The sequence below is a fragment of the Pseudomonas sp. 3A(2025) genome (assembly GCF_054589175.1).
This window is the reverse complement of the sequence record NZ_BAAILM010000113.1, coordinates 1,014,578-1,033,503: the sequence shown is the minus strand read 5'-3', so window position 1 is coordinate 1,033,503 and position 18,926 is coordinate 1,014,578. Positions and strand designations below refer to the sequence as shown.

The following is an 18,926-nucleotide window of genomic DNA, read 5'->3' as shown; positions in this document are numbered from 1 at the left end:
GGCGCCGCGGGGGGCGCAATCGGCGGCGTGCGGGCGCGAACCGGGCGTCCTCCGCTGCGCGCACCGCCTCGGCACCGCCGGTACCGGTACCGGCAGTGCCTGAGCCGGACAGCGTCCGGGCAGGGCGCTTGAGCCGCGTGACCGGCATGCTGGGCAAGGCGACCGGTTTCATCCAGAAAACCGTACCGCTGGCCAGGGTGGTTGAAGCCGGCAGTGAAGTGGCGCAGGTGCTGGCCAGTGACAAAACCGCAGAGGAAAAAGCCGAGGGCATCGGCAGCGTTGGCGGTGGTCTGGCCGGCGGACTGGCGGGCGCCGCCGCGGGCGCAGCCATCGGCTCGGTGGTGCCGATCATCGGTACCGCGTTGGGCGGGGTGATCGGCGGCATTATTGGCGCCGACGGTGGCGAGTGGCTGGGCGGCACGTTAGGGCGCTGGCTGGTCAGCGACGACAACGAGGCGTCCAGTCCCCGGCCATTGCCGCCGGTCAGCCTGGCGCAGGGCACCATCGTGCCTTTTGGTGCACAGGCGGGTAGCGCACAGGCCGGCGAGCGGCCGATGACCAGCATCGAAGCGCTGTCGCGGGATGTGTCGCTGTCCCGACAGAGCGCTGCACTGGAGCAGGCCCGGCAACTGAATGTGTCGTTTCAGGCACCGGTGGCGGGCGCGGTTCCTGGAAGCGCGGGCGCTACGCAAGCGACAACCGCTCAAGCGGCACCGGCGCCGCTCAACCAGCAGATCAGCATGCCGATCACCGTGCAGGGCGACGTCAAGGATCCGCAGGCGCTGATCCAGTCGTTGCAGCCGTACATCCTCCAGGTGCTTGCACAGTTCAATCACTACAGCGGCGATCGACAGTTGTTCGATGCGCCGCATCTGTAAGGAGGCGTCATGGCCTACATGGAGCAGTTGCAGGGCGCTGTGAAGTCCCTGGCGCAGGCCGGCGAGTCCGGTCGGCGCAACCTCGACAGCATGATGGGGCCGGTCAACAGCGCCATCGGCGATCTGTCGGGGGCCGCCGCCGAGCTTGAAGGGTTGCCGATCATCGGCGACCTGGCCGGCGGCCAGTTGCGTCGGGTCATGGGGCGCATTACCGCCGTACAGTCCAGGGTGGGCGCGGTGGTAGCCACCTATAACCGGGCAACGCGGGCGCTGTCGGGCATCGACGAGCGCTTGAGTTCGCTGAACGAGCAGAGCGGGCGGGCGCTGAGTGCGGCCAAGAACCTCATCGGCAAGGCGTCCGGCCCGGCGCTGCTCAACGTCTTGCCCAGCCGGGCGGTGACCAGTGACCCGACGCCGGCGACGCCTGCGATCAAGCCGTTTCCCCACTTGCTGATCATGCAGCCGCACGACCCCAACCTGGAGCCGTACTACTTCAACCTCGACACCGCCGCGTTCAATTCACTGTCGCGCCGGTCTTCCTTCAACTGGGCGGCGCAGACGCGCCTGTCGCGGCGGCCGGCGCAGCAGGCAGTGGGTTTTGGCGATGATCGCATGACCCTCAGCGGCGATGTGTTCCCGGGCTTTCGTGCCGGCATCAAGCAGCTTGAAAACCTGCGCAGCCTGGCCGGTCGCTTGCAGCCGCTGAACCTGGTGACCGGCTATGGCGCGATTCTGGGCAGTTGGTGCCTGTTGAGCGTTCAGGAAGACCAAAGCGCGCTGCTGCAGGGCGGCGTGCCGCGCAAACAGAAATTCACTCTGGAGCTGAGCCGCTATGGCGACGACCTTGCGTACCTCTGATGGCGATCTGCTCGACACCTTGTGCCATGGCTATTACGGCCACCTCAATGGCACGGTCGAGGCGGTGCTGAACGCCAATCCCGGCCTGGCCGATGAGGTGCAGCCGTTGCGTGCAGGCGTACTGATCCGCTTGCCGGACCTTACTCAGGTCAGCGAAGTGGCCATTCAACTGTGGAGCTAGCCGCCGCGTTGGCGGCTTGTTCCGTTCACTGTTTTCGGAGGCTTGATGCAACCCACATTCAGAATCGTTGCCGACGGGACCGACATCACCACACTGATCAACGACCGCCTGTTGTACCTGCGCACCCTCGATAAACCCGGCATGGAGTCGGATGTGTTCGAGCTGTACCTGGATAACCGCGACCAGGCCGTGGCGCTGCCGCCGCGCGGCGCCAGTGTCGAGATTTTCATGGGCTATGCCGGCGCCCCGCTGGCGCGGTTGGGTCGCTATATCGTCGACTCGATCGTGTTCAAGGGACCGCCCGACACGATGGAAATCCGTGGCAAGGCCAGCGACATGCGCGGCAGTGGCAAGACCACACGCAGCGGCGCCTGGGAAGGCGTGCCATTGGCGAGCATTGTCGGTGACATTGCCAGCCGCAATGGTTGGGAGCCGGTGTGCAATGTGCAGACTCGGGTGGCGCGGATCGACCAGCTCAACGAGTCGGACTTCAACTTCATCACCCGGCTGGGCCGCCTGTACGACTGCACCGCCAAGGTGGCCGATGGCAAGCTGCTGGTCATGCCGCGCCAGGGCGGCACCACCGCCAGCGGCCAGCAACTGGACAAGGTGGTGATTCGGCGTACTGACGTCAGCCAGTGGAGCTTTCGCCTGAGCGATCGCAGCACGCAGAAAAGCGTGCGCAGCCAGTACCAGGACAAGCAGACCGGCCAGCTGGAACTCATCGAGCTGGCCAACCACGACGCACCCGACACACTGCCGCCGGTGCACACCGACCGGCACCTTTACCCGGACAAAATCACCGCCGAGCAGGCGGCCAGGGCGCGGCTGGCGGCACTCAATCGCGCCACCGCCGATGTGAACCTGGTCATGCCCGGCCGCACCGACCTGTTTGCCGAGCGCGCGGTTGACGTGCAGGGCTTCAAGGTCGGCCTGGATGGCGACTACCAGGTGCAATCGGTCGAGCAGAAATACACCCGCGACGGCTGGACCACCACCCTGGAATGCAATGGCGGCAAAGAAGGCAAGGCCAAGGCTGAAGGCAAGAAGCAGCAGCCTGAACCGCAGAAGGTCGCCCAGCGCTAAACCCGATCACAGCCACTACAGCCCGCATGACGCGGGCTTTTTTTCGCCTGGAGAAATCACATGGCACGGATTGATAAAACACGCGCAGGCGGCACCAATGTGCTGGCCTTTCTCGACATGCTGGCCTGGTCGGAGGGCACCTCGACGCTCAAGGCCAGCGATGACGGTTACAACGTGCTGGTGGGCGGCAAGCTGTTCGCGGACTACAGCAAGCACCCGCGCGTGCTGGTGGATTTGCCGCGCTACAACATCAAGTCCACGGCGGCTGGCCGCTACCAGTTCCTTGCCCGCACCTGGGATGCCATCGTCAAAAACTACGGCTTTATCGGCCGCTTTACCCCTGAGGCGCAAGACCTGGCCGCGATCAAACTGCTGATCGAATGCGGGGCACTGCCCTTCATTCAGGCGGGCAGCATCGAGCAGGCGATCAACAAGGCCGCGCCGATCTGGGCCAGCTTGCCGGGCGCCGGTTATGGCCAGCGCGAGCACAAACTGGCCCGCTTGCTGGAGATCTACACCGAAGAGCGCGCTCATCAGCCCGTGCCTGAACCGGACCTGCTGGCGATGTACACCGCCTGCGGCGGAGCCATGGCGTGATCGGTCTGCCGCTCATTGCTAATAGCCGGATCGGGTGGGCGCTGCTGGCGCTCATGGCTCAACTGGCGGCGCTGTTTGTGGCTTACGGGCATGGCCGCTCGACGACCGAAGACGCCTGGCAGGCCCGCTGGAGCGCCCGCAACGCCAGTGACGCCGCCGCGCGCCAGGCCTCCAGCGAAGCCGAACGTCATCGCGAGCACGTCCTGCAACACGCCATCAACCAGGTGAACACCGATGCTCAACAACAGATTGATACCGCCCTCACTCAGGCCGCTGATGCTGCCAATGCTGCTGACGGGCTGCGCCAGCGAGTCGAGCAACTACTCGCCGCCGATCGAGCGCGCCGCAGCACCTGCGTTGCCAGTAGCCGCCCGGCAGCCGAAAACCCCGGCAATCTGCTTGCCGTCGTGCTCGACCAATCTGTCGCACGCAATCGTGAACTGGCAGCAATTGCTGATACTGCCCGAATAGCCGGGCAAGCCTGCGAGCGAGCGTTCGATGTGCTGGCCGCTAAGCACTAGCGAGCGCTCAAGCCTGAGCGGCCACGCCTGCTACGGGCCTGCCAAGCTTGTCGGTAAAGGACGCGCGGACCTGGCACTTGAAGCCTTCGGGGTCATACATCAGCGTTGCTGACCCTTCAAAGGCATTGCGCAAGCTGCCATTGATCATCGCCGTGCCGTAGCCCTTGCGCGCCGGTTCTTCGACCCGTGGGCCGTTGCTTTCAACCCAGCTCAGCGAAAACTGCGGCTCGGCGCCGTTAGTGTCACCCCCACTGCCACTTTCCTGATTGATCGACCACTGAACCCTCAGCCTCCCGCCCGGCACCGACAACGCGCCGTATTTGGCGGCGTTGGTCGCCAGTTCATTGGTCACCAGGGCCAGCGCCGATGCCGCTTCGGGCGCCAGCAACACCGCAGGGCCGCTGTACTGAATGTCGTAGTCTTTGCTGTACGGCGCCAGAACCTCTTGCAGCAAGGCATCCAGACCGGTTGCCTCGGTGCTGGTAGCAATCGAATGAGCGCGGTGCATCATCACCAGCCGCTTGCCGAACGCCTCGCGAAACTGCTTTGGCTGCGGGTTATTTCTCAGCGTCAGATCCGCCACCCCGCCGATAACGGCGAAGATATTGCGCATGCGGTGCTCCAGCTCACCAATCAGCAACTGATGGGACTCGCGGGTACGGCTGTAAAGACACACCTTCGCGCACAGCACCGAGGCGAGTTGAATCAGGGCGCGTTGTTGAGTCTCGAGCACGGTCGCGACAGGGTGCAGGACCGCTATGCAACCTTGTGGCGTGCCATCCAGGCCCAGCGCGGGCGTCGACAGAATCGAGGTCAGCCCATGCTCGATCAGCAGCGCCCGCCACTGCGGCGAGAAGCGCTCGTCGACCGCGATATCCGGCACCTCAATCGGCTGGCCACTCAGGATCGCACGCCCGCAGGTGCCGCGATTGCTGACGATCACGTTGTTTTCCAGGCACTGGCCGAAGGCGCGTGGCAGGGTCGGGAAGATGGAGTGGCGGAAGGTGCGGCCAGGCCTGTCGAGCACACTGATGCCGACGACCGAGCCGGGCAGTTGCGACTGCAGGAACACGGCGAACTCGCTCATCCACGGCTCGACCGGGGCACCGGATGACATGACGTCCAGAGCGCTGTCACGAAAGTGTTCAAGGAGCGACTGCATGGGAGGACAGTCCTCTCAAAGGGCGGGAAACGGGTGAAGGTTCAGTGGGACTTTTGATGAGTCTATGGACCGAAAATCAGGGCAAGTGTTCCAGTTTGGCTTCTGCGGCGTCATCAAAAATGATGAACAGGGCTTCGGCATCGGCTGCGCGCAGGCGTTTGGTATTTTGCAGGGTCTGGATCGATTCGATCTGGATGGCGCGCTCGGCCTCGATGTCCGCACGCGTACTGGCGGCGTTGAGGGCACGGAGCAGGTCGTTCATTTCGTCGCGGATGGGCTTTTGCAGGCGCAGGGCATCGAGTTTTTCTTGAGGCATGTGAGGTGTCTCTTGAAGGGCAGTCAGGGGAACAGAGAGTCTACAGGTTGGCGGGCTTTGAGGGGCATGTGGCCGCAAACCGGGTATTGAATCGGGCTTTTATACGTTTACCGTTCGTCTGCCAGCGGGCACTCCAGAAAGCGTCGATCCCTCTCAACTTCATGTGCAGATTTCCTGCGCCCTGGTGGGAGAACGATCATGTCAATTGATAACAACGGACCTGAAGCGGCGTATCCAGGCCCTGATGAGAACGCACCGGATACCGGTGAAGGTCACGGTTCCGGGATTGAAGAGGCTCCGTCGGAACCGAAGCAGCGTCCAGAGGACTGGAACCCGCCTCCAGGCAATCCGGGGTCCGATCAGGACGCTCAGGTTGATCGTGAAAATGGCACGGCCAGGACGGATAGTCTGATTGATGAGGAGTAGGGGGATGAGCTAATAGCAAGACGCTTCTCTTTTCATTGAAGGAAATTTCCGAGAAAATCCCGGCCGCTTGCGTTGGTTGATTTCGGTCACTACCCTCTGGCTGTCGCTGTAAATCCAGCGATCAGGTTTGGTAGGCCTGAGGTTTAGCGGCGCAAGGCGCCACCTTTTGCGAGGCGCTTTTTTTCGGCCTTTAGTTATGGTGGCCGTGCGCAGGGCGTCTTCGGGCGCGCCGGGTTCCGCTAACCGGTCCTACCAACTTGTGCATGGCCGCCACCCGGCGTTTGGTAGGCAATGGGTGAACGGCTCCCTCAGTATTAGCGGAGTTGTAACCATGATAAAGATCGTCCCCGATCCACCCACCCTCGAATCAACCCTGACCCTCCTTGAATGCCGCCTGGCCCATGCCGTGGAGCTGCTGCGCTGCGCCACAGCGACGGTTTATGAGAGCGCCGACAAGCTGCAAGGCCCGTCGCGTCATCTGGCTATGGCTGGGATGCATTTGATTACACAGGCGCACCTTGCGCTGGATCAGGTGCTTGATCAGTGGCCGGTGACAAGCCGAGAAGTAGAGGAGACGGCAGGGCTGCCGGCCTGACAGATTCAGGCTAGTTTCTTGTTTCGTGTGGACCCCGCTGCCTGAAGAGGTGGTGGGGTTTTTGGTTTATGAGGGTTGCTTTTGGCAAGGCATTCATACAGATGAAGGCTGGGCGTGGCGTCATTTACCGCTGTATCCGGCAAGGCGGCTTTTAAAATACTGTGCAGTCTCCTGATCAGTGCAATACAGGTAGCAGCCTTTCATGCCACGGGTCATCAATGTTCGATAGGTATTTTTGATGATCAGATCCGTCTCGCGGCGAGCCAGATCCGGTTGTTCTTTCATCAGTTTCTTCCAGCCCCGAATCGATTTGTCATGTTTGTCGCGCTCTAAGGGCGCCGTCAGCACTTGGCCGTTCCTGACGATCAAATCCGGGCCAATGATTACGCCAATATAATCCACCTCCAGCCCTTGGCAGGTATGGATGCAGCCGACCTGCTCGATGGAGTTTTCGGCGATGATCCACAAGCTGCCGTCTTGGTCTAGGTTCCATTGACGGGCGTAGCTATCACCAATAACGATGTCGGGAGCCTTGGCGTCTTTTTTACTCAGCCAAGGCCAGCAGTAACCTGCGACAACGCGCGCCTTGTTATCGTAATTCTGCAGTTCGATAGCCGCGTGCATCGCCTGCGGTGTATCAAACACCTTGAACTCGTATTCGCGGGTATCGAGTAACGGGTTAGCGGTAGCGCGAATATCCAGCACGTCGTCCAGCCACGCCAGGTAACCATCGGAACCGCTGCAGCGGAACTGGGAGGACAGCGTATATTCCTCGACGGTTGCTCCTTTTGCTTTGGCAAAAGCTCGAATAGCTTGTTTACTGCCGATATCGTTCAAGGTGACGCGCTGGTCTTCGTCGATGAAAAAAATCGCGCATTTGGCGGACTCGATCAATTCCTTGATCTGGTTTTCACCCAGGTTGCCATATAGACCGCTTTTCTCATTGAGCCGGTGGGCTTCATCTACAACCAGCGTATCGAAGGTATTGCGCTCAGTATCGATGAAAGCCCCTGAGCCAGAGAAGAAATTGGAAAAATGGCTTCGCTTGACGGTACCGACCAATTTGCTTTCGTACACTTTTCGCGGAGCGGCATTTTTCGAGACGTACTTGCTCAACAAGCCTAACCCTGTGAGCTTGACCAGCAGGTTTATCGCCAAGACTGTTTTTCCGGTACCTGGGCCACCTTCGATGATCAATACTTTTGGTGCCTCCTCTGAGGCGGCACTTGCTGCGGCGAGTGCCGATTCAAAGGTCGTTTTTTGATCATCGATCAATACGAACTCGGGCTTACCTTTCATCAATCCTTTCAGCGCCTCTGACAACGCTTTGGACGGGCGAATTTTTCCGTTGGAGAGCTCATACAGCACCTCCTTGTTGTCGCCATGGACGATGTGTTTTTTTAAGGAAGCTTCGTAGCTTCGTGAGCTCATCCGGGCCTTTGAGAAACAGCGGTGCTTTGCTGGTGTAGGCATCGTAGTGTGCTGAGTTGATCACGCCGTCGCTGATGTAATTGTGGAGGTAGGCACAGGGACGTATTTCGATGCTTTTGTCGTAGACGGCTTCATTGAAGCCTTCCAGCAGTGCTGCATAGGACCAGACTTGATAGGAGGGGTGAATGGTTTCCACGAGGCCTCCTCCCAGTGCTGTTTTTACAATCGCATCCTTGGTGGTAGCGGTTGCTTTGCTCCACTGCTTGAGTTCGATCAAAACAGCGTTCTTGACCTGATTTTCACCTCGACCCGTGAGCAAAAAATCGATTCGTTTCGACGATTGTGGAATATGAAGCTCAATGGCCAAGCCCGCATCGTTGGGCAGGCCCTCGTCTCGGAGTACCTTCGCCATATAGCTCAAGGAGCCTTGCCACGACCTGATTTCTGACGCACCCACCTTCTTGCCGGTAGCTTCTTTGAAGTGCTTGAGGATCACGTCCTCAATGTCGTCGTTGTCGCTGTCTTTGAGGAATTGCTGTTTGGTCGCAGCGTAAACGATCACGAGTAATCCTTAGAACTCTGGGGCCGAGTTGTTCGTGTTTTTGGGTGGTACCTCTAGTTTATCGGCCGGATATTTATGACCATTAACCGCAAGCTTGTTTCTGACCGTCTCGTGGAGGTCAATCAACAATGCACTGGTCTGACAGGCAGTGAAGGGGACATCCTGAATATCGTCCTGCTCATGGCACAGGTTCAGAGATCAAGCCTGAGTCTGGCTCGCTCGACTTATGAAGTAGCCATGCGCTTCAGACGCACCGCTATCATTTCCCTAGCTCAATTTTTTTCACGAAAATCAGTTTGTCGTCTGTTGCAGGTCCAGCGATGCGGTCGTTGTTGAGTTCGCGTGCAACGGTGACTTTGACGTTCTTGCCGATCATGGCCGGCAGCAAGGTCGCCTCGCCTTCATCTGCGGCAGTAAACCAAGCGTCACATTGGCCGTCGCAATAGGCATTGAAGCGTCGACCGTCATTGACCAGCACGGTGATGCTGTAGTCATCGATGCCGTTGCCTGCAATCAAAGCGCCCTGCAAGGTTTCCGGTTTGGTCAGGTTGAAGTGGCAGTAATCTGGAGTGTTCGGGTCATCGTCCAGAAAGCCGCAGCCGCGTTCGACTTCACTGTTGATCAACTCGCAGCTATTGGCCACGTTGCAGGGCGGACGGGTGGCGGGAGAAACGTTGATGCATTGTTTGACCAGCAACTCGGCGCGCTTTTGGCCGATGGCTTCGGTGCAGGTTTTGTCCGCAGCGTTGGCTTGAAATACGGCCAGTACAGTGATGAGCAATGAGAACATCAGGCTTTTGGGTTGCATGGAGTGTCCGGGTAGCCGTGTCAGATGGGCGGGCATTTTGGCGAAGTATTGCAGGCCGGAGCGGCTTTTACACCGGCTCGATTTGCCCAGGTCAGCTCTTCTTTTTGTTGAGGCTTTTCAAGCGCTGGCTGGCGCGCTGCACAGCGGCCATTTTCTCTGGGCGGTTCATGCGCCGCCATTTGCGGATGTCTTCCTTGTTGCGACCGCAACTGACACATAGGTCGCCGCTGAGTTGGCAGACTGATGTGCAGGGGTTTTCGATTTCTTTGGCCATGGGGTGATTTCTCTAGGCAAGGCGTTCGATGCCGCTTTGACAAACTCTCGGATTTTCTTGATTTGAGGCGTAAAAGAGACGCACTTGCTGGGGTAATTTGAATCTGTTTAGTAAGTTATTGATTTATAGGTGCTTATACTAATTTGAATTTTTTTGGAATACCAATTGGAATACGGTACTCTACTCGACCACCTGTTTGCATTCGATCTGACCAGCACGCTTCGTAACCATGGCTTGTCGTGAATGCCCATACCTGATGATGGTGAAAGGTAGAGATCGGCCAAAAGCTGCCTGTCATAATGGCTCTTCCGGCCAGTAGCTATTCATAGAGCGCCTTGGCACTCTACTTCTAATCAGAAAGGATTATTAGCCATGGAGCACACAAAGCTACGCGATGCTGGAGACTTCAAGAACAAGTCAGTAGTCGAGTACGCCACGATCAGAGTCGAGATGCCCAGCAGACTGGTTCCTTCGAACCTGCGTGATGGTCACTATCGGGACGACGACATCGTGAAGGGATTGTATTCGACGCCCACTGGCCGGCTCTCATACAAGACGCTTTATCTCGACAGTCGTGAGCTGGCAGAGCAATTCGCTGAGTATCTGACCCGTCTCTTTCAGAGCAGGCTTTACAGCGACGAGTTTGAGATCAAGCTTGAGGTTCTGACGACTACACAGACGGTCACAGCAACAAAGGGCAAGATAAAACACTCTGCAATTGTAAAGGAGTTGATCTCCAAGTCAGGATGATAGGAGAGCACTTCGACTGGAGCTGCTACCGTCCATGAGGCACAGTAATGGCACCCACAAGGATTGCAATATAATCAAGTCTGCCAACAAAGTTCCCCGTGTTTTCGTCCAGGGAAACGCTGCGGCCAGAGCGCTGCTTCCCCACCAATCCTAATATTCACTTGGCACCTGAGCATTTAGCCGAGGCGGTAAGGCTCAGTCCATTGGCATGAGTTTTCCTGGGTTGCGTTCAGGTGTCTTGAGCATGTCGAAGGCGACAGGCTCACCCTTCAGGTTATCTACCTGCAACTTGATCTTATCTTCTTCTAGCTCCAGCACTTTGTAGCGCTCCGAGCTCCCCATTGGTATGACGCTTTCAAGCTTTGGCGGCTCTTTCATCGATTGAGCAAGCTTGCTTCCGTTCAGCTTGAGCTCTCCTTTTCGTACCTCCGCAAGGGACGATTTCATTCCCGTCAGCTTGGTGATGATCCTTTCTTCGTCACCTTTCCAGGTGCCAGCAGCGTTGACGCGGAAAACCATGTCGATGGGCGGTTGGCCAGTGGTTAGGGTAATGAAGCCTGTGTACCTGTATGAATCGTCCTCCAAAAACTCAGTGACGCCGTGTAAACTCACCATACCAGCCGAGTCTGGGTACGCATACTTGTCCCAACGGCCGTAGATCGTGGGGTCATTTTTTTCGTCGAAGAGGTCTTTGAACTGGTAGACAAAAGTAATGACTGCCGCTCCGGCGACTACATAAATTTTGTAACTACTGAAGAAGCTTTTCAGGGTGTTCCAGTTAAACAAGTTCCGATCCTTCTGAGTTCGCGCAGGCTTCTGCTAGCGTTGGTGTCACCATGCCCGCAGGCGAGCGCGTGGTTTCAGGTTATTGAGAATGTGGGCATTTTGGGGGGCGTCACTATCCTCAGAAAGCGAAAGCTATTGTGGCGGTTCCGCAGCAGGCGCTTTTTACTTTCGCTGTTTGGTGCATCTAGCTGACATAGTCGGTCTTGAGCTTTGCGCACGTCTTTCTGCCCGTTCTGTTTCGCAAGTGAGGCCGTCCAGGTCTTGTATCTCGCCGATACTCATTGCCGCACCTCAGCCAGGCAGCTGCGCAAAGCAGAATCTTGGATGGCATAGCAGCGGCCGGGGTCATTGTGGGCGAGAGCCAGGCAGTAGGTCCAGGCACCCGATTCTGCGATGTCGGGATGGTCTTTTTGGGTAAAACCGGAGAGGCGACAACTATCCTGACACTGGGGAGTCGGGAGATGTTTAGGCAGAGCGTCGGGGGAGGGAAAACGATGTCGCTGAAAAGTTGCTGGGACATGGACTTACCCACATAAACCCACAACACCTTTCAGCGACTTTCGATACTCCAGATACAGCGAAGCCCGCGCTAGGCGGGCCTCTCTGGTGTTTCATTTGGTGGAGCCGGGGGGATTTGAACCCCCGTCCGCCAGTACTCCGCTGTCGGTCCTACATGCTTAGCCGTGTCTATTAAGTTAACCCTCAGCGACCCGACGGGCAGGGTGCTTTGGGCGAGTTGTGTAAGTTTTAGTCACATCGGCCACAACGTCCTAAGCGACGATCCTGTTCTATATGACAATCACTTTGGGTTTACAGGCATCCCCTGGTGATTGCTGGAGCCGAAGCTACCAGAAGAGCTAGTCGCACCGCTTACGCGGCGAGAGCGTAGCCCTCGTAGTTTTCGTCATTGGCAACTATAGAAAGTTGCAACAGTGAATTTACGACTTCTGTTACCAAGTCGGCATGCACCTAGAGTTTCATCACCGGCGTCGAATCCTAATCGGCCCCGTGACTGCTTTGCGGGCAGTCAGTGGGGCGCAGTGTACGCCGATTGGCGTGGCGCGTCGACCCACTGGAGTGCACTGCCGGCAATTATTTGGCGCCCTGGCTGCCGGAGCCGACCAGCTTGAGGTCCGAAATGGCTTTGGCGGTCAGCTCGATGCATTTCTTCTCGTCGCCAGCGGCTTTGGCGGCGGCGGCTTCATCGTGGGTGGTCATCAGCGCGGTTTTGCTGTCTGCGCTCAGGTTGGAGTTGGTCGATACCTGGGCGTCCTTGAGGGTTTGCAGGTTGGTATCGCACAGGTCATCTGCGGCGAAAACCGGCGAAGCCAACAGTGCAGCACTGAAAAACAGTCCGGTGAGAGCGGTACGTTTCATGTTGTTTCTCCTTAAACCTGTGGGCTCGGGGTGGCCGGTGGGTGAGGCGCTGTCCGAGATTAAAAAGCCATCGTTCTGGAAGGCTTACAGGATTGACTGTGCTGTCTGGCAGGGGTTCTATTTATTTTTGTGGGAGACACAAAAAGTAAAAAACCGGCTAACAAGGCACTAAAAGGGTGCGATGAACGGGTATCTCCCTTGTTTGGAGCAGGAAGGGGTAAATGGGGGGCGGTGCTTGTGGAGGGGCGTGTTGTTCGCTGTGGGTATCTGGCAGTTTGTGGATTTCTGAGAGTGCGAAGCTCACAAAATTCTGCGAAACGCTGAAAATTTACGACTGCTGCGCAGCCGATCGCGATGGTCCGGCATTCCGGCAAAGCTCCCTCCTACAGGTCTCACGTTTGCTGCGCGACAGCACGGCGCCGTGGCGGCGGGTGATCTCCCACAGATGGGGGATGGCCATCCATCTGTAGGAAGCTGCTTCGCTCTGGGCAGCATCCCGACGAAGAGGCCTGCAAAGGCTCGTGTTGGGCCAGGCAAAGACGGGGGTTGCCTTTCGTTAGGCGATCAGCTCACGCGTGGTTGGGTCACGCGATCCACCAGGTACACCAGGCTGTGGTAGTCGATACCCGAATGGTGCGACAGGCCGATTTCGCAGGTGCGGCTGGTGGAGATGCCTTCGGTGCAGTGCTGCACGGCCTGTTTCAGCGGGCGCAGGGCGTGGGCGTTGAGTTCGGGGGTGGTGAAGCCTTTGTCGCCGGCAAAACCGCAGCAGTGAATGCCTTCCGGGATGACGACGTTGACGCTGCACAGCCGCGCCAGTTCGATCAGGGCCTGGCTTTCGCCGAGGTGTTGGGTGCTGCAGGTGACGTGCACGGCCACCGGTTCCTGTTGCGGGATGAAGGTCAGTTTGTCGAGCAGGTGGGTGCGAATGAAGCGCACCGGGTCGTAGAGGTCGAGGCGTGTTTCTTTGAGGTCTTGCACCAGGCGCAGGGTGCAGGGGCTGGTGTCGCAGTAGATCGGGTCGAGGCCGCCGCGGCTGGCCTTGAGCAGTGCGTTGATCAGCTCGGTGCGTTTGGCGTCGGCTTGTTCGTTGTAGCCTTTGGAGGCGAACGGTTGGCCGCAGCACAGGTTGTCCTGGTCGTCGGGGAACACCACTTGATAGCCGGCTTTTTCCAGCAGGCTGCGGGTTTTGTCGAGCAATGAGGACTGTTCTTTATCGCCGGCGGCCGGGCCCATGACCCGCGAGACGCAGGCGGCGAGGTAGACCACGCGGGGGCGCGGGTCGTCGACCGGTGCGGTGAAGCGTATGGCTTGTTCGGCCTGGGGCATGGCCGGGGTCCATTGTGGCAGGCGGCCGGACGAGGCTTTGCTCAGGCTGGCCGATAGTTTCGTCAGGCGGGGCGCGCCGAGCAGCATGCGTGCGCCGTTGGCTGCGTGCAGGGTGAAGCGTGCGCCTTGCAGGGCGGTCTGGAAGTGGCTGGCCAGCCAGTTGGCGGTTTTGCCATGGTTGGCGTGTTGGCTGCGCAGTTTTTTCACCAGTTCGCCGGTGTTGATGCCGACCGGGCAGCGTTGTGCGCACAGGCCGGTGGCGGCGCAGGTGTCGATGCCCTGGTATTGATAGTCGCGCTGCAGTGCGGTGGTGTCTTCGCCGTTGCGCTTTTTCGCCTGAATGTCGCGCCAGATGACGATGCGTTGCCGTGGGCTGAGGGTCAGTCCTTTGGAGGGGCACACCGGCTCGCAGAAGCCGCACTCGATGCATTTGTCGACGATGTCGTCGGCGGCGGGCAGTGGCTTGAGGTTTTTCAGGTGAATCTGCGGGTCGTTGCTCAGCACCACGTCGGGGTTGAGAATGCCGTTGGGGTCGAGCAGGCGTTTGAGTTGCCACATCAGTTGGTAGGCGTCGCTGCCCCATTCCTTTTCGACGAAGGGCGCCATGTTGCGCCCGGTGCCGTGTTCGGCCTTGAGCGAGCCGCCGAATTCCACGGCCACCAGTTCCGCTACGTCGTCCATGAACGCCTGGTAGCGCGCGATTTCGGCCGGGCTGTTGAAGCCTTGGGTGAAGACGAAGTGCAGGTTGCCTTCCAGGGCGTGGCCGAACAGGATCGCCTCGTCGTAGCGGTGTTTTTCGAACAGGGCGATCAGGCGGCGTACGCCAATCGCCAGTTGCTCGACCGGAAAGGTGACGTCTTCGATGATCACCGTGGTGCCGGTCTGGCGCACCGCGCCGACGGCGGGGAAGGTGTCTTTGCGAATGGCCCACAGGCGGGCGTTTTCCACTGGGTCTTCGCTGAAGTCGACCTGTTTTTCCACCGGAAAGGGCGCGAGCGAGGCCATGATCTGTGCGAGTTGTTCGTGCAGCAGCGGCTGGCTGGCGGCGCGGGCTTCTATTAATAGTGCGCAGGCGTTTTCCGACAGTTCGCGGACGAAGGCCGGCATGCCGGGTTTGTCTTGCACCGAACGCATGCTGCGGCGGTCGAGCAGTTCGACGGCGGCGACCGGTTGTTGTTTGAGCACGGTGACGGCGTTACAGCAGGTCTCGACATCGGGGAAGACGATCAGCGCCGAGGCCTTGTTCGGGTGGTCGTGCACGGTGTCGTAGGTGACGGCGCTGATGAAACCCAGCGTGCCTTCGGAGCCGACCAGCAGGTGGCTGAGAATATCCAGCGGTTCGTCGAAGTCGATCAGGGCGTTGAGCGACAGGCCGGTGGTGTTTTTCAGCCGGTATTTGTGGCGGATGCGCGCGGCCAGTTCTGTGTTGGCGCGGGTTTCACGGCCCTGGCGGGCGAGGTTTTCAAGCAGGTCGGCATGGCTGGCGCGAAAGGCTGCCACGCTGTTGGCGTCTTCGGTGTCCAGGCGCGTGCCGTCGGCCAGCACCAGGCGAATGCCGGCCAGGGTGTGGTAGGTGTTTTGCGCGGTGCCGCAGCACATGCCGCTGGCGTTGTTGGCGACGATGCCGCCGATCTTGCAGGCGTTGATCGAGGCCGGGTCCGGGCCGATCTTGCGCCCGAACGGTGCCAGCCAGGCGTTGGCCTGGGCGCCGATGACGCCCGGTTGCAGGCGGATTTGTGCGCCGTGCTGGCGGATTTCGCGGCCGTTCCAGTTATCGCCGAGCACCAGCAACACCGAGTCGCTGATCGCCTGGCCGGACAGGCTGGTGCCGGCGGCGCGGAACGTGACCGGCACGTTGTGGGTTTGCGCCAGTTTGAGCAGGGCGACCACTTCGTCTTCGGATTCGACGCGGATCACCAGTTTCGGGATCAGCCGGTAGAAGCTGGCGTCGGTGCCGAAGGCCAGGGTCGACAGCGGGTCGTCGAAGCGCCGTGCGGCTGGAATGAGCAACTGCGCCTGGCGCAGAAAATGGGCGGGCAGGGTCATGCGTCCTCCAGTATCAGCACCACAAGATCTTTCGGGCCGTGGGCGCCGTAGGCCAGCACTTGTTCGATGTCGGCGGTCTTGGACGGGCCGGACACCAGCAGGGCGTTGGTCGGCATGCCGCCGGCCCAGTTTTGCTCGCGCTGCACCTGATACAGGTTGTCGTAGATCTGGCTGGCCTTGAGCAACGCGAAATGCACTGGCGGCACCAGACTCATCAGCCGCGGCTCCTCCCGGGTCGGCCAGAGTATCAGGCTGCCGGTGGCGGCGATGGCGCCGAGGGTCGTGGTCAGGCTGGCGGCGGTGTCATCGAACATTTCCTGTTTCCATTGCTCGATGGGGGTGTCGTAGGCCTTCAGCGGTGTCAATTCGGGATGCTGAGACCAGTGCCCGGTGATGCGTTGACCGTGCGGCGTGTCTGGCGCGATCAGCAGGTTGGGCAACTGGCGTTCGGTGGTCAGCGCGGCCAGGCGTTGCGGCCAGTCCTGTTGGCGGCACAGGTGGATTTCGGTGTGCACCGCTTGCATCAGTGCGCACAGCCGGGTGAGGCGTTGCTCGGCGGTGTAGCGCCATGGCTCGGTGACCAGTGCCTCGTCGAAGGTGTCGGCAATGGGCTGGGTGCCTTCGAGGCTGCGGCGCAATTTGCCAAGGATGTTGTGTCTGGCGTTCATCATGACTCTCCTGTGTGCCGAGCCTGGTGCTCACGCGCAAGGTCATGCAGTGAACGGGCGGCGGGTTTTGGCGCACTGTGGTTTTGCGTCCAGGGTCCGACGTTGCCTGGCATCAGGCCGCGCAGGCGGGTGGTCATGAAGCCGAAGGCGCGGTACAGCGCAGGTGAGGTGTTGAGTCTGGCCCAGAGGGTCCAGATCAGGCGTTCCTTGCGCGAGTATTTGCGGCCCTGGTCACGCATCACCGGGTTGGGGCTGTCGGGGGCCTTGACGTTTTCTTCGCGCAGGCGGCGCAGCAGGGCCGGAATCGGGATTTTCACCGGGCAGACTTCGCCGCAGGCGCCACATAAAGAAGACGCGCTGGGGTGGTCCGGCACCTTGCTCAGGCCGGCCATGTGCGGGGTGATGATCTTGCCGATCGGACCGGGATAGACCTCGCCGTAGGTGTGCCCGCCGACGCGGGTATAGACCGGGCAGTGGTTCATGCACGCGCCGCAGCGAATGCAATTAAGCGTCTGGCGCAGTTCGCTGTCGGCAAAGGCCTGGCTGCGGCCGTTGTCGAGCAGCACCAGGTGCACTTCTTGCGGGCCGTCCAGTTCGTGGGGCTGGCGCGGGCCGGAGATCATGTTGACGTAGGTGGTGATCGGAATGCCCAGGGAGGAGCGGGTCAGCAGTGACAGCAGCGGCACGGTGTCGCGCAGGTTTTCGACGACTTTCTCGATGCCGGTCACGGCGATGTGCACCGGCGGTACGCTGGTGACCATGCGCCCGTTGCCTTCGTTTTCGACCAGCAGCAGGGTGCCGGTTTCGGCCACGGCGAAGTTGACCCCAGACACGCCGATGTCGGCCTCGAAGAATTTCTGTCGCAGCACGCGGCGGCCGATCTGGATCAACTGGTCGACGTCGGTGGTGTAGTCGACGCCGAGTTTTTCGTGGAACAGCGTGCCGACCTGGGCGGCATTCTTGTGGATGGCCGGCATGATGATGTGCGAGGGCTTTTCGTGGTCCATCTGCACGATGTACTCGCCCATGTCGGCTTCCAGGCACTCGATGCCGCGTTCGCCGAGAAAATGGTTCATCTCCATTTCTTCGCTGACCATCGACTTGCCCTTGATCAGTTGTCGGGCTTCGTGGGTCTGGACAATCGACAGCACGATGGCGTTGGCTTGTTCGATGGTTTCGGCCCAGTGCACCTTGACCCCGTTGCGGATCAGGTTGCGTTCCAGTTGTTCCAGCAGGTCGGGCAGTTTCGACAGGGCGCGGGCGCGGATCGCGTTGCCGAGGTCGCGCAGGTCTTCGCGCTCGTCGGGGTCGCTGAAGGCGGCGGCGCGCTTGGTCATCAGCGAGTCCATGGCACGGCGAAAATTGCCGCGCAGCTGGTTGTCGCCCAGGGCCTGGCGGGCGCGGGTGCGGAAGTCGGGCTCTTCCAGTTGCAGGGCGGGGATACGGGTCATGAGCGGCCTCCGCTGCGTTGCCAGAGAAAGCTGGCCAGGTGTTGGCCCCGCAGTGATTCGCGCTGTTTTTCCAGGGCGCCATTGATGTTCATCAGGCAGCCGCAGTCGGCGGTGAGGATCTGGTCGGCGCCGGAGGCTTTCAGGGCGCGGGTCTTGTCGGCGACCATGGCGCCGGAGATGTCCGGCATGCGCACGCTGAAGGTGCCGCCGAAGCCGCAGCATTCGCTTTCGTGGTCATGCTCGACACGCTCGACGTTGCTCAGTTGGCCGAGCAGTTCGCGGGCGTGCAGGTGGGTGTTCATTTCCCGCCGCGCCGAGCACGAGGTGTGCAGGGCAATGCGCGTGGGCTGGCCGTGGTCGTTGAAGCGGACCTTGCACACGTGCAGCAGGAACTCGGTGAGTTCATAGGTGCGTGCCGCAAGGGCACGCACTTTTTCCAGCATCTGCGGTTCGTCCTTGAACAGGTCCGGGTAGTGCTCGCGAAACATGCCGGCGCAGGAGCCCGACGGCACGATCACCGGGTCGTCGCCTTCGAACAGTTTGACCTGGGCGCGGGCCACGTCGCGGGCCTGTTCGGTGTAGCCGCTGGTGTAGGCCGGCTGGCCGCAGCAGCTTTGACCTTGCGGGTAATTGACCTCAATGCCTTCGCGTTCCAGCAGGTGGATGGCGTCCATGCCGGCTTCGGGGAAGAACAGGTCGACCACGCAGGTGCCGTACAAGTAGACCCGCTGCGGTTTACCGGTCGGGTACTGGCGTGGCGTGTGCCGTGGGGCGACACGGGTGGCATTGGAGGCCGCGTTGTAAAACAGGTCGCTCATCAGGTG

Annotated in this window: 18 protein-coding genes, 1 other RNA gene and 2 pseudogenes; 9 read left to right on the top strand and 12 right to left on the bottom strand. The window is 60.0% G+C overall.

The features are described 5' to 3' along the window. The 6 genes and pseudogenes from ACYP2A_RS31425 to ACYP2A_RS31400 form a co-directional block, all read left to right on the top strand. Positions 1-878, top strand: a pseudogene (locus ACYP2A_RS31425) (hypothetical protein); the annotation flags it as partial. A gap of 9 nt (positions 879-887) precedes the next feature. Then, a complete protein-coding gene (locus tag ACYP2A_RS31420) occupies positions 888-1,736 on the top strand; it encodes a phage tail protein (protein ID WP_459749804.1) in 849 nt (282 codons plus the stop codon). Further along, positions 1,711-1,917, top strand: a complete 207-nt coding sequence (locus tag ACYP2A_RS31415; protein WP_459749803.1) for a tail protein X — start codon at positions 1,711-1,713, stop codon at positions 1,915-1,917. The genes ACYP2A_RS31420 and ACYP2A_RS31415 overlap by 26 nt, the downstream gene beginning before the upstream one ends. Positions 1,918-1,962: 45 nt before the next feature. Beyond that, positions 1,963-3,003 carry a phage late control D family protein gene (locus tag ACYP2A_RS31410; protein WP_459749802.1) on the top strand — a complete coding sequence of 347 codons (1,041 nt, stop codon included), beginning with the start codon at positions 1,963-1,965 and terminating at the stop codon, positions 3,001-3,003. Between the two features lie 60 nt (positions 3,004-3,063). Then, entirely contained in the window at positions 3,064-3,600 is a 537-nt protein-coding gene (locus ACYP2A_RS31405; protein ID WP_459749801.1) for a glycoside hydrolase family 24 protein, read from the top strand. Further along, positions 3,597-4,121 carry a DUF2514 family protein gene (locus tag ACYP2A_RS31400; RefSeq protein WP_459749800.1) on the top strand — a complete coding sequence of 175 codons (525 nt, stop codon included), beginning with the start codon at positions 3,597-3,599 and terminating at the stop codon, positions 4,119-4,121. Before ACYP2A_RS31405 ends, ACYP2A_RS31400 begins: the two co-directional genes overlap by 4 nt. A 7-nt stretch (positions 4,122-4,128) precedes the next feature. Here ACYP2A_RS31400 and ACYP2A_RS31395 read toward each other — a convergent pair whose 3' ends face one another. Together ACYP2A_RS31395 and ACYP2A_RS31390 are read right to left on the bottom strand one after the other, a co-directional pair. Beyond that, positions 4,129-5,283: an HWE histidine kinase domain-containing protein gene (locus tag ACYP2A_RS31395; protein WP_459749799.1), complete on the bottom strand. Its 1,155-nt coding sequence runs from the start codon at positions 5,281-5,283 to the stop codon at positions 4,129-4,131. Between the two features lie 76 nt (positions 5,284-5,359). Beyond that, on the bottom strand, positions 5,360-5,599 hold the full coding sequence (locus ACYP2A_RS31390) for a hypothetical protein (protein ID WP_459749798.1): 240 nt from the start codon (positions 5,597-5,599) through the stop codon (positions 5,360-5,362). A 198-nt stretch (positions 5,600-5,797) separates the two neighbouring features. Here ACYP2A_RS31390 and ACYP2A_RS31385 point away from each other — a divergent pair, with 198 nt between their 5' ends. Together ACYP2A_RS31385 and ACYP2A_RS31380 are read left to right on the top strand one after the other, a co-directional pair. After that, positions 5,798-6,025, top strand: coding sequence for a hypothetical protein (locus tag ACYP2A_RS31385; protein WP_459749797.1), 228 nt, complete (start codon positions 5,798-5,800; stop codon positions 6,023-6,025). Between the two features lie 331 nt (positions 6,026-6,356). Continuing rightward, positions 6,357-6,620 (top strand): DUF6124 family protein, encoded by a 264-nt coding sequence (locus ACYP2A_RS31380; RefSeq protein WP_459749796.1) that lies wholly within the window; start codon positions 6,357-6,359, stop codon positions 6,618-6,620. 120 nt (positions 6,621-6,740) lie between these two features. Here the strand turns inward: ACYP2A_RS31380 and ACYP2A_RS31375 are convergent. The 3 genes and pseudogenes from ACYP2A_RS31375 to ACYP2A_RS31365 form a co-directional block, all read right to left on the bottom strand. After that, a pseudogene (locus ACYP2A_RS31375) lies at positions 6,741-8,613 on the bottom strand (DNA/RNA helicase domain-containing protein). A gap of 259 nt (positions 8,614-8,872) precedes the next feature. Further along, positions 8,873-9,421, bottom strand: a complete 549-nt coding sequence (locus tag ACYP2A_RS31370; RefSeq protein ID WP_459749795.1) for a hypothetical protein — start codon at positions 9,419-9,421, stop codon at positions 8,873-8,875. Between the two features lie 91 nt (positions 9,422-9,512). Continuing rightward, the gene (locus ACYP2A_RS31365; RefSeq protein ID WP_459749794.1) at positions 9,513-9,695 is read right to left on the bottom strand and encodes a DUF1289 domain-containing protein; all 183 of its coding nucleotides are present in this window, start codon (positions 9,693-9,695) and stop codon (positions 9,513-9,515) included. Between the two features lie 372 nt (positions 9,696-10,067). Here ACYP2A_RS31365 and ACYP2A_RS31360 point away from each other — a divergent pair, with 372 nt between their 5' ends. Beyond that, positions 10,068-10,445: a hypothetical protein gene (locus ACYP2A_RS31360; protein ID WP_459749793.1), complete on the top strand. Its 378-nt coding sequence runs from the start codon at positions 10,068-10,070 to the stop codon at positions 10,443-10,445. 195 nt (positions 10,446-10,640) lie between these two features. On the opposite strand, the gene ACYP2A_RS31355 is transcribed toward ACYP2A_RS31360, so the two are convergent. The 7 genes from ACYP2A_RS31355 to ACYP2A_RS31325 form a co-directional block, all read right to left on the bottom strand. Beyond that, positions 10,641-11,231 carry a hypothetical protein gene (locus ACYP2A_RS31355; RefSeq protein WP_459749792.1) on the bottom strand — a complete coding sequence of 197 codons (591 nt, stop codon included), beginning with the start codon at positions 11,229-11,231 and terminating at the stop codon, positions 10,641-10,643. A gap of 616 nt (positions 11,232-11,847) precedes the next feature. Then, positions 11,848-12,239: a transfer-messenger RNA gene (gene ssrA, locus ACYP2A_RS31350) on the bottom strand. 84 nt (positions 12,240-12,323) lie between these two features. Beyond that, entirely contained in the window at positions 12,324-12,608 is a 285-nt protein-coding gene (locus ACYP2A_RS31345) for a hypothetical protein (RefSeq protein ID WP_459749791.1), read from the bottom strand. 564 nt (positions 12,609-13,172) lie between these two features. Continuing rightward, the gene (locus ACYP2A_RS31340; protein ID WP_459749790.1) at positions 13,173-15,983 is read right to left on the bottom strand and encodes an FAD-binding and (Fe-S)-binding domain-containing protein; all 2,811 of its coding nucleotides are present in this window, start codon (positions 15,981-15,983) and stop codon (positions 13,173-13,175) included. After that, entirely contained in the window at positions 15,980-16,651 is a 672-nt protein-coding gene (locus ACYP2A_RS31335; RefSeq protein ID WP_459749789.1) for a LutC/YkgG family protein, read from the bottom strand. The genes ACYP2A_RS31340 and ACYP2A_RS31335 overlap by 4 nt, the downstream gene beginning before the upstream one ends. Then, positions 16,651-18,102: a LutB/LldF family L-lactate oxidation iron-sulfur protein gene (locus ACYP2A_RS31330; protein ID WP_459749788.1), complete on the bottom strand. Its 1,452-nt coding sequence runs from the start codon at positions 18,100-18,102 to the stop codon at positions 16,651-16,653. Before ACYP2A_RS31330 ends, ACYP2A_RS31335 begins: the two co-directional genes overlap by 1 nt. Next, positions 18,099-18,920 (bottom strand): (Fe-S)-binding protein, encoded by an 822-nt coding sequence (locus ACYP2A_RS31325; protein ID WP_459749787.1) that lies wholly within the window; start codon positions 18,918-18,920, stop codon positions 18,099-18,101. Before ACYP2A_RS31325 ends, ACYP2A_RS31330 begins: the two co-directional genes overlap by 4 nt. Positions 18,921-18,926: the final 6 nt, after the last annotated feature.

Coding starts and splice junctions, on each gene's coding strand:
- ACYP2A_RS31420 (WP_459749804.1), top strand. CDS start 888: ATGGCCTACATGGAGCAGTTGCAGGGCGCTGTGAAGTCCCTGGCGCAG.
- ACYP2A_RS31415 (WP_459749803.1), top strand. CDS start 1,711: ATGGCGACGACCTTGCGTACCTCTGATGGCGATCTGCTCGACACCTTG.
- ACYP2A_RS31410 (WP_459749802.1), top strand. CDS start 1,963: ATGCAACCCACATTCAGAATCGTTGCCGACGGGACCGACATCACCACA.
- ACYP2A_RS31405 (WP_459749801.1), top strand. CDS start 3,064: ATGGCACGGATTGATAAAACACGCGCAGGCGGCACCAATGTGCTGGCC.
- ACYP2A_RS31395 (WP_459749799.1), bottom strand. CDS start 5,283: ATGCAGTCGCTCCTTGAACACTTTCGTGACAGCGCTCTGGACGTCATG.
- ACYP2A_RS31390 (WP_459749798.1), bottom strand. CDS start 5,599: ATGCCTCAAGAAAAACTCGATGCCCTGCGCCTGCAAAAGCCCATCCGC.
- ACYP2A_RS31385 (WP_459749797.1), top strand. CDS start 5,798: ATGTCAATTGATAACAACGGACCTGAAGCGGCGTATCCAGGCCCTGAT.
- ACYP2A_RS31380 (WP_459749796.1), top strand. CDS start 6,357: ATGATAAAGATCGTCCCCGATCCACCCACCCTCGAATCAACCCTGACC.
- ACYP2A_RS31370 (WP_459749795.1), bottom strand. CDS start 9,421: ATGCAACCCAAAAGCCTGATGTTCTCATTGCTCATCACTGTACTGGCC.
- ACYP2A_RS31365 (WP_459749794.1), bottom strand. CDS start 9,695: ATGGCCAAAGAAATCGAAAACCCCTGCACATCAGTCTGCCAACTCAGC.
- ACYP2A_RS31360 (WP_459749793.1), top strand. CDS start 10,068: ATGGAGCACACAAAGCTACGCGATGCTGGAGACTTCAAGAACAAGTCA.
- ACYP2A_RS31345 (WP_459749791.1), bottom strand. CDS start 12,608: ATGAAACGTACCGCTCTCACCGGACTGTTTTTCAGTGCTGCACTGTTG.
- ACYP2A_RS31340 (WP_459749790.1), bottom strand. CDS start 15,983: ATGACCCTGCCCGCCCATTTTCTGCGCCAGGCGCAGTTGCTCATTCCA.
- ACYP2A_RS31335 (WP_459749789.1), bottom strand. CDS start 16,651: ATGAACGCCAGACACAACATCCTTGGCAAATTGCGCCGCAGCCTCGAA.
- ACYP2A_RS31330 (WP_459749788.1), bottom strand. CDS start 18,102: ATGACCCGTATCCCCGCCCTGCAACTGGAAGAGCCCGACTTCCGCACC.
- ACYP2A_RS31325 (WP_459749787.1), bottom strand. CDS start 18,920: ATGAGCGACCTGTTTTACAACGCGGCCTCCAATGCCACCCGTGTCGCC.